Origin of the sequence: Hallella seregens ATCC 51272 (genome assembly GCF_000518545.1) — a bacterium.
Classification (GTDB): Bacteria; Bacteroidota; Bacteroidia; order Bacteroidales; family Bacteroidaceae; genus Prevotella; species Prevotella seregens.
Map to the genome: position 1 here is coordinate 1 of NZ_KI912451.1, position 14,014 is coordinate 14,014.

Annotated in this window: 12 protein-coding genes; 4 read left to right on the forward strand and 8 right to left on the reverse strand. The window is 59.2% G+C overall.

The window, feature by feature from the left end; genetic code table 11:
• Window positions 1-202 precede the first annotated feature (202 nt).
• On the forward strand, window positions 203-1,129 hold the full coding sequence (locus tag L888_RS0111160; protein WP_027952945.1) for an Rpn family recombination-promoting nuclease/putative transposase: 927 nt from the start codon (window positions 203-205) through the stop codon (window positions 1,127-1,129).
• Between the two features lie 139 nt (window positions 1,130-1,268).
• On the opposite strand, the gene L888_RS13865 is transcribed toward L888_RS0111160, so the two are convergent.
• The 4 genes from L888_RS13865 to L888_RS0111180 all read right to left on the reverse strand — a co-directional run bounded on the left by L888_RS13865 (window position 1,269) and on the right by L888_RS0111180 (window position 6,794).
• Window positions 1,269-4,049 (reverse strand): NPCBM/NEW2 domain-containing protein, encoded by a 2,781-nt coding sequence (locus L888_RS13865; protein WP_027952946.1) that lies wholly within the window; start codon window positions 4,047-4,049, stop codon window positions 1,269-1,271.
• Between the two features lie 121 nt (window positions 4,050-4,170).
• Window positions 4,171-5,241, reverse strand: coding sequence for a ribonuclease III (gene rnc, locus L888_RS0111170; RefSeq protein WP_027952947.1), 1,071 nt, complete (start codon window positions 5,239-5,241; stop codon window positions 4,171-4,173).
• On the reverse strand, window positions 5,231-6,493 hold the full coding sequence (gene fabF / locus L888_RS0111175; protein ID WP_027952948.1) for a beta-ketoacyl-ACP synthase II: 1,263 nt from the start codon (window positions 6,491-6,493) through the stop codon (window positions 5,231-5,233). Before fabF ends, rnc begins: the two co-directional genes overlap by 11 nt.
• Before the next feature lie 64 nt (window positions 6,494-6,557).
• Window positions 6,558-6,794, reverse strand: coding sequence for an acyl carrier protein (locus L888_RS0111180; RefSeq protein ID WP_005845353.1), 237 nt, complete (start codon window positions 6,792-6,794; stop codon window positions 6,558-6,560).
• Between the two features lie 224 nt (window positions 6,795-7,018).
• Between L888_RS0111180 and L888_RS0111185 the strand changes: the two genes are divergently transcribed.
• From L888_RS0111185 to L888_RS0111195, 3 genes are all read left to right on the forward strand, one after another.
• Entirely contained in the window at window positions 7,019-7,624 is a 606-nt protein-coding gene (locus tag L888_RS0111185) for a DUF4254 domain-containing protein (RefSeq protein ID WP_027952949.1), read from the forward strand.
• A 56-nt stretch (window positions 7,625-7,680) separates the two neighbouring features.
• Window positions 7,681-8,727 carry a glycosyltransferase family 9 protein gene (locus L888_RS0111190; RefSeq protein WP_005845362.1) on the forward strand — a complete coding sequence of 349 codons (1,047 nt, stop codon included), beginning with the start codon at window positions 7,681-7,683 and terminating at the stop codon, window positions 8,725-8,727.
• Window positions 8,728-9,030: 303 nt separating this feature from the next.
• Window positions 9,031-10,095 carry a glycosyltransferase family 4 protein gene (locus L888_RS0111195; protein ID WP_005845368.1) on the forward strand — a complete coding sequence of 355 codons (1,065 nt, stop codon included), beginning with the start codon at window positions 9,031-9,033 and terminating at the stop codon, window positions 10,093-10,095.
• Here the strand turns inward: L888_RS0111195 and L888_RS0111200 are convergent.
• The 4 genes from L888_RS0111200 to L888_RS0111215 are packed head-to-tail and all read right to left on the reverse strand — an operon-like array spanning window position 10,061 to window position 13,932.
• Window positions 10,061-11,107: a glycosyltransferase family 9 protein gene (locus tag L888_RS0111200; RefSeq protein WP_005845370.1), complete on the reverse strand. Its 1,047-nt coding sequence runs from the start codon at window positions 11,105-11,107 to the stop codon at window positions 10,061-10,063. The genes L888_RS0111195 and L888_RS0111200 overlap by 35 nt on opposite strands.
• Window positions 11,108-11,122: 15 nt before the next feature.
• On the reverse strand, window positions 11,123-12,148 hold the full coding sequence (locus tag L888_RS0111205; protein ID WP_005845371.1) for a glycosyl transferase family 90: 1,026 nt from the start codon (window positions 12,146-12,148) through the stop codon (window positions 11,123-11,125).
• 10 nt (window positions 12,149-12,158) lie between these two features.
• Window positions 12,159-12,905, reverse strand: coding sequence for a lipopolysaccharide kinase InaA family protein (locus L888_RS0111210; protein WP_027952950.1), 747 nt, complete (start codon window positions 12,903-12,905; stop codon window positions 12,159-12,161).
• A gap of 28 nt (window positions 12,906-12,933) precedes the next feature.
• Entirely contained in the window at window positions 12,934-13,932 is a 999-nt protein-coding gene (locus L888_RS0111215) for an aldo/keto reductase (RefSeq protein ID WP_390183260.1), read from the reverse strand.
• Window positions 13,933-14,014 lie beyond the last annotated feature (82 nt).

Below are 14,014 nucleotides of genomic sequence, written 5' to 3' on the forward strand. Positions count from 1 at the left end.
AAATAGGATATACTCAATATATCATGTTTTTATAATATCTCTTTTTTGCGCGGGCTGTGTCGTGAGACACGGCCCGCGATTCTTTTAGACAGAATAATAGAAAGGACATATAGCTGCGCGAAGAATGCGCAAGCAATAATTTCTCAAATCGCTTGTGCCGTTGACCGAAAACCGTTATCTTTGTCACAAAACCAAGACGATTATGGCAAACTATATCCGATTTGACTGGGCCATGAAGCGGTTGTTGCGCGACAAGGCCAATTATGGGGTGCTGGAAGGCCTCATCACGACGTTGCTGGGCCGCCCTATCAAGATACAGAAATTGCTGGAGAGCGAGAGCAACCAAGAGAACGAGGAGGACAAACAGAACCGTGTGGACGTGCTGGCAGAGGACGAGCAGGGCGTGCTGTACCTCATTGAGGTGCAGAACGAAACGGAACTGGCCTACTTCCAGCGTATGCTCTTTGGTGCGTCCAAGCTCGTCACGGAGTACATCAACCGGGGGCAGGGCTACGAGAATGTGCGCAAGGTGTACAGCATCAACATCGTCTACTTCAATCTGGGCGAGGGCAAGGACATCGTGTACCACGGCAAGACGGAGTTCCGGGGCATCCACAACCATGAACTGTTGCGCCTTTCGCCGTTCCAACGGCAGCGGTTTGCCGTTGATGAGGTGAGCGAGCTGTATCCCGAGTACTATATTCTCAAGGTGAACGACTTTGACCGATGGAGCCGCGTGCCGCTGGAGCAGTGGATCTATTTCCTGAACACGGGCGAGATTCCCGACGACGCTACGGCCCCGGGACTGGGCGAGGCCCGGCAGAAACTCAAGCTGGACCACATGACGCGTGAGGAGCTCCGCGCCTATTACCGCCATTTGGACAATGTCATCATTCTGCGCGACAACATCACCACGGCACGTGGCGAGGGCCACTTGGAAGGAAAGGAAGAAGGAAGAGCGGAAGGAAAGGCTGAGGGCAGGGCCGAAGGAAGGGCTGAAGGCAGGGCCGAGGGTATTGCCGAAGGCATACGGATGACGGCACGCAAGCTGAAGGACATGGGGCTGTCGGACAGACAAATCGCGCAGGCCACTGGGCTTAGCCCGGAAGATATTCGGAATCTTCATTAGATTCTATCGCTGCAAAGCCTTTGCAACAGCATTCAAGACATCGCGCAAAGCACCGAAAAAACGCATGACAAAAGCCAAATGACAGCTATTGCTGGCTGTCATTTGGCTTTTATATATAGGGTAAGGGGGCTGCCCCACCCTATTTCACCTTGAGTCTGCCGTGGCTGATGAACACGCCGTGGCTGGGTTCACGGTCGAGGGCCATGCCCTGCAGGTTGTAGATGCCCTGACGGCCGGTGCCCGGCTTGGCGGCCTCGTTTATCTTCGCGGACGCTATGGACGTGGCGGTGTCGATGGTCAGCGTGGGGCTCTTGCAGCCTTTCTGTCGGGTGGTTCCACTGTAGTTTGCCTCAACCTTGTGCGTGCCGCCGGCCAGGTCCCGGGCGTGGAAAGTGACGGGTTCGCCGTCGTATTTCACGCTGCCCGCGGGCTTGCCGTCGATGACGAACTGCACGTAGCTCTGGGCATCGTGGGCTCCGCTTACGCTGGCCGTGAGGTCCACCTCGCTGTTGTCGGCCTTCACGGTTTGGCTGCTGAGGGTTATCTGGCCTCCCTCCTCGCGCTCGGGACTCAGCCGATAGAGCTTGGCGCCATGGCTGGGAATGCTCACCCAGAGCCGTCCGGCCACCGAGTCGAGGTGCGTCTTGCCCCAGCAGTCGTACACGCCCACTTTCTGATTGGCCGCATAGCCCAGTCCGGTGAGATCCACATGATAGCCATTTTTCTTCACGGCCTCGAAAGTAAAGGTCATTGTGGTGCCCGAGGTGGCACTGGGATTGTCGGTGTCGCAGCTGGAGTCGTAGCCGCAGAGAGCCTTGAATTTGACGTATTTGTGACCCTCGGGCAGCCGATAGGTAAGTGTGCAACCGCCGTTCATGCCCAGCCCCGTGTCATAGCTTTTGCCGTCCACTTTCAGCTGTCCGCCCTCCACGTTCCTGTTGATGTGCAGCGTTCCCCAGTCGCTGGTGTAGCTGTTGTGCTTCAGGGTGGTGAGCGAAGTCTCGTTGCCGTCGGCGTCGATCAGTACGGGGTTGATGAGGTCGGCGCGGTCGTAGGCGAAGCTGCCGTCGTAGTTGTCCACCGTAATCTTCAGCATTTCGGCATCTTTCACGTCTGTTTCGAGCATTTCCGACTTCTTGCCCTGTCGGCTGATGAGCCCCGTCCCTGCGGGTCGCGGGTTGTGGTCGAACACCATGAAACAGATGCTCGTGGTCGAACCGTTCTGCCCGATGCCACTGTCGTCGGCGGCAGCCATGGCCTTGAAGCGCACCACGTCGAGCGTGTCGGGGATTGTAAACAGCAGCAGGGCGTTGGCGTCGGTGGAGAAGCCACGGTCGTAGGCCGTGCCCATCACTTTCATTTTTCCTCCGTTGTCCACGTTCTTGTCCTCGCGCACGCGGTTGAAGTACGACTTGGTATAGGTCTGCGTCAGATACTTTCCCGTCAGAGCCACCTCCGTGCCATCGCTCAGCACCAGCGTGGGATTGATCCAGTCGCCGTGGTCGTAGTTGAAGTTGTCGCCTCCATCGTCCACGACGAGCACCAACGTCTTGCTGCCCGCGGGCCATGCTATGTCTACGTTCACAGCGTGTCCGTCGGTGGTATAGGTCACGTTCTCACTCTTGTACAAGGCCTCGTTGGCGTGCACCCAGCGTGTGTCGTCGTCCTGGAACATGGCCAGATAGCGTGTGCCGTCTTTCGGGTCGAGGCTGGTCCACACGATTTCACCCGTGCCGCTGTTGTAGTATTGGCGGGCATCCACGCCATAGGCATTCATGTCGAGCATGTCGCGGTTGGTCAGCAGCGAGAGCGTGAAGTCGTCGTTGCGTGTCATTTCGCCGCCGAAGAACAGTGGAGAATGGCACACCCCCCACAGCGTCATCATAGTGTACTGCTCGTCGCGGGTGAGTTGAGTCCAGCGGCCGGGGTCGGCATTGGTGTAGCCCGGGTCGGCGATGGTCATGGCAATCTGGCCCAGGGGCAGCATGTCGCAGTCGGCATAGTTGCCCGGCCGCGTCACTTTCTCCCAGGCATGGGCCTCGTTGAACACGGCTTTCACGTGTGACCAGTTGTCCCACAGGTCGTCCATCATGCGCCATTGGTTCACCATGGCCAGGCACTGGTCAGCATACTGATACTGCGTCTTGCCCGGACTCACGGACAGCACGATGGGCCGGCCGCACCGGTCGATGGCCTTGCGCAGCATCGCTATCTCGTCGGTGTAGAACGGGCGGCTGATGTCGTCCACCTTGATAAAGTCCACACCCCACTCGGCGTACAGCTGCATGATGCTGTTGTAGTACTGCTGGCCCTCGTCGGTGTTGCGCACCAGGGCATTGTCGGCCAGCCAGGTGCAAGGCGATGTCGTGCCGTTGTACACCTTGGCCCAGGCTTCCCGCCGCTCGGCGTCCGTACTGCCGGCACTGCCCATCAGCGTATAGGCCGCTGGATTCTGTGCCACAGCGGTGGGCACGCCGCGCATGATGTGAATGCCGAACTTCATGCCCATGGCATGGATGGAGTCGGCCAGGGCCTTGAATCCCTTGTTCACGCCGTCCACCAGCGCGCTGGGGAAGCGTGTGGGCGACGGCAGATAGCGTCCGTATTCGTCGAGCACGTAGTCCTGCGAGCCTTTCTGGTTGTACCATCCGCCACCCAGCGAGGGATGGTTGCAGTACCAGCGTATGTCCACGACGACGTATTCCCAGCCATAGTCCAGCAGGTTGTCGCGCTGGTACCGGACATTCTGCATCACTTCTTTCTCGGTGACGGAGCTGTAATAGCAGTCCCACGAGTTCCATCCGCGGGGAGGAGTGGGCGCCCAATGGCGGAATTCGGCCTCGGTTCCATCCTGGGCCACGGCCGGCTGCGACAGGCACAGCGCGCCCATCATCAAGCCGAACAAAGCATTCTTCATCATGTTGTTTTAGGTTTAAATGAACAGTTCCGGCCGTGTGCCCCATTCGTGACGGCGTGGCCGGAGGTTTAAGTAGTGGTGTAGTTGTTGTAAAAGCGCGGCCGCCGGGCACGCGCCTCCGGGATTATGACTCCTCGAAGGCCGCATGCTCGGCGGCGGCGATAATTTCTTCACGGCTCTTGGCCTTGGCGCTGATGTCGCCGAGGTCAAATCCGTCGGTGTCCGATTGGGGCGGAACCTCCTCTTCACGGCTGGCGGCGGCACTCTCCTGCTCGGTGAACACCTCTTCGCGGAAGGCCGTGACGTGCTTCTGTTCGCTGGGCTCCGGCGTGTCCTCCGACACGATGAAGCTGCGCGTCTCGTTGGTATCGGGCAGGGCCTGTACGGGCTCCTCCTCCATTTTCGTGCGGTTTCCCTTGGCGGCAAATACCTCGTCGATGAACTGCGGCTCGCGGCGCAGCCGGCCGAGCGTGTCCTTGCAGGCTTTCTGCTGGCTCTCTTTCTTGGAGAATCCGGAGCCGGAACATCCCTCCACGCCTTCCAGCATCACCTGGTAGGTGAACGTAGGGCTGCCGTTCTTGTCCTTGCCTTCCTCGACAAGCTCGAACGACATCTTCACGCGGTTCTTCTGACTCCACTCTATCAGCTTGCTCTTGAAGTTTACTTCCTTGTACGCCACCTTGTCTATATTGATCATTTGCGCCAGGATTCGCTTCTTGAGGAACGTCATGCAGGCATCGTATCCCCGGTCCAAATACATGGCCCCCACCAAGGCCTCGAAAGCGTTTCCGCCCATGTAGCTGTTGTGTGTGGAGGTGTGCCCACTGGAGTGAATGAGGCTGCAGATGCCCATATCCTGGGCCAGCTTGTTGAGTGTGTCGCGCTGCACCAGCTTGGAGCGGGTGTTGGTGAGGAAGCCTTCGCGCTTGCCGGGGAAGTGCCGGTAGACAATATCGCCCACGGCTGCGTCGAGCACGGCGTCGCCCAAGAACTCCAGACGCTCGTTGTTGACGGGCTTTCCTTTCTTGTTGCGGTGCATCACGCTCTTGTGCATCAGGGCCATCTTGTAATAGCTGATGTCGTGGGGATAGAAGCCGATGATGTCGCGCAAAGAAGAATAAAGCTCCTTATCCTTGCGGAAAGGGAGCCTTATTCTGTCTATGACGTTGGAAATCGTTCCTACTTTATTCAGCATACTTCTTGAAAATGACGCATGCGTTGTGACCGCCGAAGCCAAACGTGTTGGACAGGGCGGCGCGAACCTCGCGCTTCTGAGCCTTGTTGAAGGTGAAGTTCATCTTGTAGTCGAGTTCGGGATCTTCGTCGCCGTCGGCATGGTTGATGGTCGGCGGCACGATGTCGTTCAGCACGCTCAGCACGCATACCATGGCTTCCACCGCACCGGCAGCACCCAGCAGGTGGCCCGTCATGCTCTTGGTGGAGCTGATGTTGAGCTTGTAAGCCTGCTCGCCGAATACGTCTTTGATGGCCTTGGCCTCGGAAATGTCGCCCACATGGGTCGATGTGCCGTGCACGTTGATATAGTCAATGTCGTCCACTCCGAGCCCTGCATCGTCCATGGCGGCCTGCATCACGAGCTTGGCACCCAGTCCCTCGGGATGGGAAGCAGTGATATGATAGGCATCGGCGCTCATGCCCTCGCCCACCATTTCGGCATAGATCTTGGCGCCACGGGCCTTTGCATGCTCGAGCGTCTCCAGCACGAGGCAGCCCGAACCCTCGCCCATCACGAACCCGTCGCGGCTGGCGCTGAACGGCCGGCTGGCGGCCTGGGGATCGTCGTTGCGGGTGGACAGGGCGTGCATGGCGGTGAAACCGCCCACGCCACAGTCGCAGAGGGCAGCCTCGGCGCCGCCGGCCACGATGACGTCGGCCTTGCCGAGACGCAGCAGGTTGAATGCGTCGGCCAGTGCATGGCTCGAAGAAGCACAGGCACTCGTCGTCACATAGTTGGGGCCGTGGAAGCCAAAGTGCATGCTGATCTGGCCTGCAGCGATGTCGGCAATCATCTTCGGGATGAAGAAAGGATTGAACTTGGGCCCGTCTTCCTTGTGCTGCCCATAGTACATCACCTCTTCCTGAAAGGTCTTGATGCCGCCGATACCGATGCCATAGACCACACCGATGCGGGTCTTGTCCTCCTTTTCCAAGTCCATGCCCGAGTCTTTCACGCCCTGCATGGCACTAATCATGGCCAGCTGGGTGCAGCGGTCCATCTTGCGGGCTTCCTTACGGTCGATGTAATCGGTGACGTTCAGGTCTTTCACCTCGCAGGCGAACGTGGTCTTGAAATTGGTCGTATCGAACGAAGTAATAGGAGCTGCACCACTCTTGCCGGCCAAAAGGCTCTGCCACATCTCTTCAGGCGTGTTGCCTACCGGTGTAACGGCGCCCAGTCCTGTTACCACTACTCTCTTTAATTCCATTGAATTGGGTTTTAAATAAAAAGTTTAGCGTTTCAACACAAAACGCTAAACATTTACGCTCAACTTACTTGGCGTTCTCCTGGATGTAGTTGATGGCATCCTGTACAGTCTGAATAGTCTCAGCCTTATCATCAGGAATGGAGATGCCAAATTCCTTTTCAAACTCCATGATGAGCTCCACGGTGTCCAGCGAATCTGCACCCAAATCGTTGGTAAAGCTTGCTTCGGGCTTTACTTCTGCCTCGTCTACACCCAGTTTGTCAACGATGATAGCCTTAACTTTTGATTCAATTTCTGACATGATTGTAACCTTTTAAAAATGTTGTTAATGAATAATATTCTTCAAAATCGGCTGCAAAGAAACTAATTTTTCGGCAATTACGCAAATTATTTACTCTAAAAATTCCGAACCATTGCACAAACACCCCAACACTGTGCAGGTTTTCTCATCTTTTTTAAGCCCCGTTATTGCGTAGCTCGAAAGCTTTTGGTACCTTTGCATCTATGTATCAATCAACCTGCAAAATGTCATTTACACAGCACTGCAACGAAATTTTCAACAAGGCCATCGACGATTATCACGTCACCGACAACGTCGACACGCCCATCAACAACCCTTTTGAGCGTGACTCGATAGACAACCGTCTCTACCTGAAATGCTGGATAGACACCGTACAGTGGCACCTGGAAGACATCATCCGCGACCCGCACATCGACCCGCTCGACGCCTTGGCGCTGAAGCGTCGCATCGACCGCTCCAACCAAGACCGCACTGATCTCGTGGAGCAGATAGACTCCTACTTCCGCCAGAAATACTCCGAGGTGAACCCGCTGCCCGACGCAAGGCTCAACACCGAGAGCCCGGCATGGGCTGTCGACCGCCTCTCCATCCTGGCCCTGAAGATTTATCACATGTGCGAACAGGCCGCACGCACCGACGCCACCGCCGAACACCGCCAGCGTTGCCAAGCCAAGCTCAACGTGTTGCTGGAGCAGCAGGTGGACCTCGGCACGGCCATCGACCAGCTGCTGGAGGACATCGGGGGCGGCCGCAAGTACATGAAGGTGTACCGCCAGATGAAGATGTACAACGATCCCAGCACCAATCCCATTCTCTATCAGAAGAAGTAACCCCGCGGTTGCTTCTTCTCCCCCTGCCCTACTCCCCGTCTGCCTTTTCCTTAACCATGAAAACGGAACACCTTCTGGTCATCAGATTCTCCGCCTTGGGCGATGTTGCCATGACGGTGCCGGTGGTCTACGCCCTGGCCCGGCAGTATCCCCACGTGCGCATCACCATGCTCTCGCGCCCGTTTGCCCGGCCTTTCTTCGAGCATCTGGCCCCCAACGTGAGCTTCATGGCGGCCGACATCCACCGGGAATACCAGGGCATACGGGGGCTCAACGCCCTTTACCGGCGGCTCTCTGCCAAGCATTTCACGGCCATTGCCGACCTGCACAACGTGCTCCGCTCCAACTATCTGCGCATGCGGTTCAACGTGGATCGCTGCCGTGTGGCCCATCTCGACAAGCACCGCCAGGCGCGCCGCGCGCTCACGTCAACGCATCACAAGGTGCTGCAGCCTCTGCCCACGGCCTTCGAGAGCTATGCGCGCGTGTTCAGGGAGCTGGGCTATCCGGTGCGCCCCGAGTTCTCCACGCTGCTCCAGCCCGAGCAGTCCAGCCTGCGGCAGCTGCCTGCCGTCATCGGCGAGAAGCGTCCTTTCCAGCAGTGGATAGGCGTGGCCCCCTTTGCCGCCCATCGTGGCAAGGCCTATCCCGTGGCCTTGATGGAACAGGTGTTGCAGCAGTTGTTGCAACGCCACCCCTCGTGCCGCATCTTCTTCTTCGGCGCGGGCGCCCGCGAACACGAAGTCATCGACGCCCTTGCGGCCCGCCACCCCCACTGCACCAATGCCTCGGCCGTGCTCGGGGGCCTGGCGCAGGAGCTGGTGCTCATGAGCCATCTCGACGTGATGGTGAGCATGGACAGCGCCAACATGCACCTGGCCTCGCTCGTGGGAACGCCTGTGGTGAGCGTGTGGGGGGCCACACATCCCTACGCCGGCTTCATGGGCTGGGGCCAGCGGCCGGAAAATGCCGTGCAGACCGCCCTGCCCTGTCGCCCCTGTTCGGTCTTCGGCAACAAGCCTTGCCACCGTGGCGACTATGCCTGTCTGGCCTCCATTGACCCGCAAACCATTGCAGAGCGGGTGGAGCAAAACCTGAAATAGCCCACCTTTATTATATATAGCTGTCGCCCCGTGGCTGTGGATGCGCGTTGTCCACAGCCACGGGGCGGCCGCGTTGCGGCCCGCCGTCGTTGCCGCGGCGGTTTCGGGGTGTTGCGATTGCGGCATAACGGCGGCGTGATTGCGGCGTGTTGGCGTTGCGATTACGGCGTTTTCGCCGCGTGATTACGGCGTAATGGCAAGGCGATTGCGGCGTTTTCACCACCTCTTTATATTGAAATGGCCCTGCAACGCACGGGGTATGGAAAATTCTTCATACCTTTGCAGCCAAAATAAAATACGGTAATGACAAAGAGAATCTTGATTGATCTGTCCCACTTGGGCTCGTTTTGTGGTTTTGGCAACATCTGCGACAACTATGCTCCACGCATTGCCCGCGCCGACTTGGGTGACGTGAGGCTTGTGCTGATGGTGCCCGAACGCTACGTGGGAGCCTTTGGCGACGGCGTGGACTACGTGGCACGCGAGCACGCTCTGCGCGACCTGCACCGGCTCAACGCCCATATCGACCTGTGGCACTCCACCGATCAGCTCTTCGGATTCCGGCTGCCCATGAAGGGAACCAAGTATCTTCTCACCGTGCACGACCTGAATTTCCTCTACGAGAAGAAGCACGTGCACAAGCTGAAATACGTTCTTCGCATGTATTTCCGCCTACGCCACAGCGACTATATCACCACCATTTCCAACTATGCACGCGACGACGTGAAGGCCCACTACCGGGTGGACAGCAAGTTCAAGGGGGTGATATACAACGGAATACAGGACATGGACATGAGCAACATGCGCAAGCCCGACTTCATTGCCGACGAAAACGAGAAGTTTTTCTTCACCATTGGCCAAATCCGCGAGAAGAAAAACTTCCACAAGCTGGTGCCCATGATGAAGCATTTCCCCGACCACAAGCTCTACATCTGCGGCGACAAGCACTTCCGTTTCTCCCGCGAGCACCTTATTCCCCTCGTCGAAAAGACGGGCGAGGGCCGTGTGGTGCTCACCGGAAAGATTACCGACGCGGAGAAACAATGGATGTATGCCCACGCCCAGGCCTTTCTCTTTCCCAGCCGTCTGGAGGGTTTCGGGCTGCCGGTGCTCGAGGCCATGCGCTTCGGTTGCCGCGTATTCTCCTCGCGCATGAGCAGTCTGCCCGAGGTGTGCGGCCCGCACGCCTGCTACTTCGACAGCCTGGAGCCCCAGGCTATGGCCGATGTGGTGAGGGCCGAAGTGGCCCGTTGGGACCGCGACGGCGAGGAGGCCCGAGCCGCCCGGACGTATTCCGAGGGCTTCACCTACGAGAAATACACCCAGGCCTACGTCAGTCTTTACAAACGCTTGCTGGCAGAAGGCTGAATGCTTTTTCGAGTTGTCGCCACACCTCTTCCTTGGTAATCATGTCGTAACGCCGGGCCGGCGGCAAGCCGTCGGTCGGCCCGAAGTCGTCGGCCGAGACGCCCTCGGCCGGTACTTCGTCCTGTGGAATCCAAGTGGATTTCAAGGAGTTGGGGGCGCAAATCACCAGCGACGGCTTTCCCGCTGCATGCACAATGTGGCGCGCCCCCCCCTCATTCCCGAAATAAAAACAGATGAAATGGGCCAGTGCGAAGAGCTCGCGCGGGCTGCGTGTCTGCACATCGATGAACACGTTGCGGCCGTCGGCCAGCCGGTTGTAGATGCGGCGGGCGTTGGTTTCTTCGGCTCCCGGGGCATAGTTGAAGATGATTTGTGCGTCGGGATAGCGGCCGGTGAACCGGTCGATGACCCACGCCATGCGGTCTTCGGCCCAGGTCTTGCTGCTGAGTTTGGCCGTGACGCCCATCAGGATGATGGGCCGTGACAGGTCGAGGCCGCAGCCCTCGAGGTAGCTCCGCATGCTTTCCAGCTCGCGGGCAGTGATGCTTAGGCTGATGTGCCGGTCGCGCTGCAGGGGCCTGATGGCCTCGAGCGGCGCGGCCATGTTGATGTTATGGTCCACCATGCTGCCGCGGCCGCACTTGGGCAGCGTGTAGTTGGACATGAGACGGCTGTACCATTTGTCCACGGCGATGCGGTAGCGCGTCGACGGCGAGAAGAGCGCGAAGAGCTGTGAATAGAACGTAGTGAACTGGTCGATGATGACATCGTAGTGCTCGCGGTGTACAATCTGCCACACGCGGGGCAGGTATCGCGCCATGTTGTGTCGCTCGGCCTCGCTGAAGGCGTGGATGCGGCGAATGGCGGGATGGCCGGCCAGAAGCGGGGCTATGCGGTCGTTGAGCACCAAGTCGATGCTGGCCTCGGGGAAAGTGGCGTGCAGCGTGTTGAAGAGGGGCGTGGAGAGCACGGTGTCTCCCAGCTGCCGAAATCTCACGATGAGTATCTTCATGCGTCGGGAACAGGGTTAGCGGGTTGGGCCGAGAGGGCGGTAACCGGCGTTGGTGCGGGCGAAATAGCGGTCGAGCACCAGCAGCGAGACGAGGTCTTCGCGCGTCGGATGGCGAAACTGGTCGATGTAGGCGTGGGCGTTTTCAATGATGGTCTGGGCCTCGTCGGGGTGGGATATGTAGTGGTTGAGCTTGTCGATGAGGTCGCTGTAGTCGGGTTGCACCTCGATGTAGTGCACGTCGGGCTGCAGCGTTCCCTCCATGAACCAGGTCTCGCAGGTGGGTCGCGGCATCACGGCGATGGAGTTGGACGACATGATCCACTTCAGGTTGCTGGCCACGTCGTTGCCTTCGAGCGACATGACGAACTTGTATTCCAGCTGCTCGCCGATGGTGAGCTTCGCCGAGTGCCACTGCGGATAGTTCTTGTCTATCACGCCCACGTCGCACAAGGGGTGGCCGTAGAACTTGCTCACAAAGTCGTACCGTCCCTGTTTCACCCGGTTGCACTGGCCCGAGTGCTGGGCTATGCGGCCGCGGAAAATGCAGCCGTCTTTCTTCTGTGCAAAGGTCTTGCGGTCGTCAACAAAGATAAAATGGCGCACCTTGTCGAGGTTGAGCAGCACCGAGCAGCGGTTGTCGCCCTGCAGGGGACGGCTCTTGGTGATGGCCGGCAACGGCAGGAGATAGTCCACGTCGCCCTCTTCGAGCAGCCATCTGAGCCGTTGGGGGAACCAGCGGGCATACTGCATCGTGTCGAGATAGTACACCTTTTGCCGCGTCATGGGCTGCCGGCCCAGCGCGGTGGAGCGGGCCATGAAGTCGGCTTCGCAGAAAGGCGTGTCGGCGGTGAGCCGGCAATAGTAGTCGGCCCGCCGCAGAATGGCGTCGCGGTCGGGGCGGCTGTCGATGGCGCGCAGCCGGCGGGCGAGCCACGGGCGCAGGATGCAGCGGGGCGTATGGAGCCTGATGTAGCTGCGCAGATAGTAGAGCGCCTTGTTGTTCTTGCCGCTGTGGAGCGTGTAGTAGAGCTTTCGGTTCATGGGAGGAGGGTTAAAGGTCGAAAGGAACAGGGTGTTTCCGGGCAAAGTGCGCCCAGAAACGGGCCCGCTCGCGCAGCATGTAGGCCACGGCTTGGGCGGGGTCGGCGTGGCGCAATGTGGCGTAGCGGGCGGCCAGCAACTCGCTGAACCGCCGTGGGCCCCAGAAGCGCCGCATGTTGTAGAGCCCCTGGCGCAGACTCACGGGCCCGAAGTGCATGCGGTTGATGTCGACCAATGCGAAGTGGTAGCCCGCCTCGTCGCGCGTCCAGAGCACGTTGCCGGGCGTGTAGTCCTTGTGCATCACACCCTTGAGGTGCATGTCGGCGGAGAAGGTTGCCAGGGCTTCGGCCAGTGCCTCATAGCTGCCTTCGGGGGCGTTGCCCACCTCATAGAGCGTGTGTTCGTAGGGACATTGCACGCTCACGAAGTAGCTGTAGCCCAGCAGATGGAGCGTTCCCCGCTCTTCCATCACGGCGATGGGCTCGGGTGTTTCGATGCCCCGAGCGAGCAGCTTGAAAGGGTATTCGTAGGCCCGCCGACACTTGGGCTTGCGCAGGTTCCAGGAGTATATGAGGCGGTTGGGGCCGTGGGGCACGTGGTAGCGCTTCACGTTGACGAGCGTTCCGTCGGGTGCCCGCATCACCTTGATGACGTTGCGGGCACGGTAAATCTCGTGGCCCTCGTGGTCGAAGCGGCTGGGTATGCGGGCAATGAAGTCGTGCAGCGACGCGTATTTCGGGTTGATGACGATGTGCATGGTCGGTTAGGGCGGGGCCTCGCGGCCCTTAAAAGTCGAAGGGCTCGGCGTGGATGGCCTTGAGGTTCTTGGCCAACTGCTCGGGACTGCTGGCTCCTGCGAGCACGCTGGTGATGCCGGGCTGGTGCAATATCCAGGCCAGGGCCATCTCGGCCAGCGTTTCTCCGCGCGTGGCGGCCGTGACGTTGAGCTGCTGCAAGCGGGTGAGCAGCTCGGGGGTGAGCTGTTCGCGCTTCAGGAATTTGCCGACGGCCATGCGCGAGTCGTCGGGCACGCCGTGCAGATAACGGTCGGTGAGCAGGCCCTGGGCCAGTGGCGAGAAGCTGACGAAGCCGATGCCCGCGTCGCGGCAATAGTCGAGAATGCCCTCCTCGATGGGGCCGCGGTCGAGCAAATTGATGCGTCCCTGATAGACAAGCAGGGGCACATCGTGGGTGAGCAGGTAGGCATGGGCCGTCTTCAGCGCCTCCAACGGCCAGCGGGAGAGGCCCACATAGAGGGCCTTGCCCTGGCGCACGATGTCGACCAAGGCCTGCAACGTCTCTTCGAGAGGCGTTTCCGGGTCGTAGCGGTGGCTGTAGAACAGGTCCACGTAGTCCATGTTCATGCGGCGAAGACTCTGGTCGAGGCTGGCCATGAGGTGCTTGCGCGAGCCCCAGTTGCCGTAGGGGCCGGGCCAAATGTCGTAGCCGGCCTTGGTGGCAATGAAGAGTTCGTCGCGATGCGGACGGAAATCGTCGGTCATCAGACGGCCCAATGTCTCCTCGGCCGAGCCGTAGGGAGGGCCGTAATTGTTGGCCAAATCGAAGTGAGTCACGCCGTGGTCGAAGGCGTAGTGGGCGATGGCGCGTGCGCGTTCGTAGGAGTCACCGCTGCCGAAATTGTGCCAGAAGCCCAGGCTCACCTTGGGCAACAGCACGCCCGAGCGGCCGCATCGGCGGTAGAGGGCGGGGGCATCGTCGTACCGGGTCTCGGCCGGCGTGTAGGCTTTGCGGAGTTCCATCTCCTTGATTGTTCTTCCTGTCATGGTGTATGGCGTTGATGAGGGATTGCGAATCTGGGGTTGGAGGGGTGTGGACGGGGGATTGGAGAGTTGTGAATAGGAGTCC

Bases quoted from the DNA above. Each gene is read 5' to 3' on its own strand.
- L888_RS0111160 (WP_027952945.1), top strand. From the start codon at position 203: ATGGCAAACTATATCCGATTTGACTGGGCCATGAAGCGGTTGTTGCGC.
- L888_RS13865 (WP_027952946.1), bottom strand. From the start codon at position 4,049: ATGATGAAGAATGCTTTGTTCGGCTTGATGATGGGCGCGCTGTGCCTG.
- rnc (WP_027952947.1), bottom strand. From the start codon at position 5,241: ATGCTGAATAAAGTAGGAACGATTTCCAACGTCATAGACAGAATAAGG.
- fabF (WP_027952948.1), bottom strand. From the start codon at position 6,493: ATGGAATTAAAGAGAGTAGTGGTAACAGGACTGGGCGCCGTTACACCG.
- L888_RS0111180 (WP_005845353.1), bottom strand. From the start codon at position 6,794: ATGTCAGAAATTGAATCAAAAGTTAAGGCTATCATCGTTGACAAACTG.
- L888_RS0111185 (WP_027952949.1), top strand. From the start codon at position 7,019: ATGTCATTTACACAGCACTGCAACGAAATTTTCAACAAGGCCATCGAC.
- L888_RS0111190 (WP_005845362.1), top strand. From the start codon at position 7,681: ATGAAAACGGAACACCTTCTGGTCATCAGATTCTCCGCCTTGGGCGAT.
- L888_RS0111195 (WP_005845368.1), top strand. From the start codon at position 9,031: ATGACAAAGAGAATCTTGATTGATCTGTCCCACTTGGGCTCGTTTTGT.
- L888_RS0111200 (WP_005845370.1), bottom strand. From the start codon at position 11,107: ATGAAGATACTCATCGTGAGATTTCGGCAGCTGGGAGACACCGTGCTC.
- L888_RS0111205 (WP_005845371.1), bottom strand. From the start codon at position 12,148: ATGAACCGAAAGCTCTACTACACGCTCCACAGCGGCAAGAACAACAAG.
- L888_RS0111210 (WP_027952950.1), bottom strand. From the start codon at position 12,905: ATGCACATCGTCATCAACCCGAAATACGCGTCGCTGCACGACTTCATT.
- L888_RS0111215 (WP_390183260.1), bottom strand. From the start codon at position 13,932: ATGACAGGAAGAACAATCAAGGAGATGGAACTCCGCAAAGCCTACACG.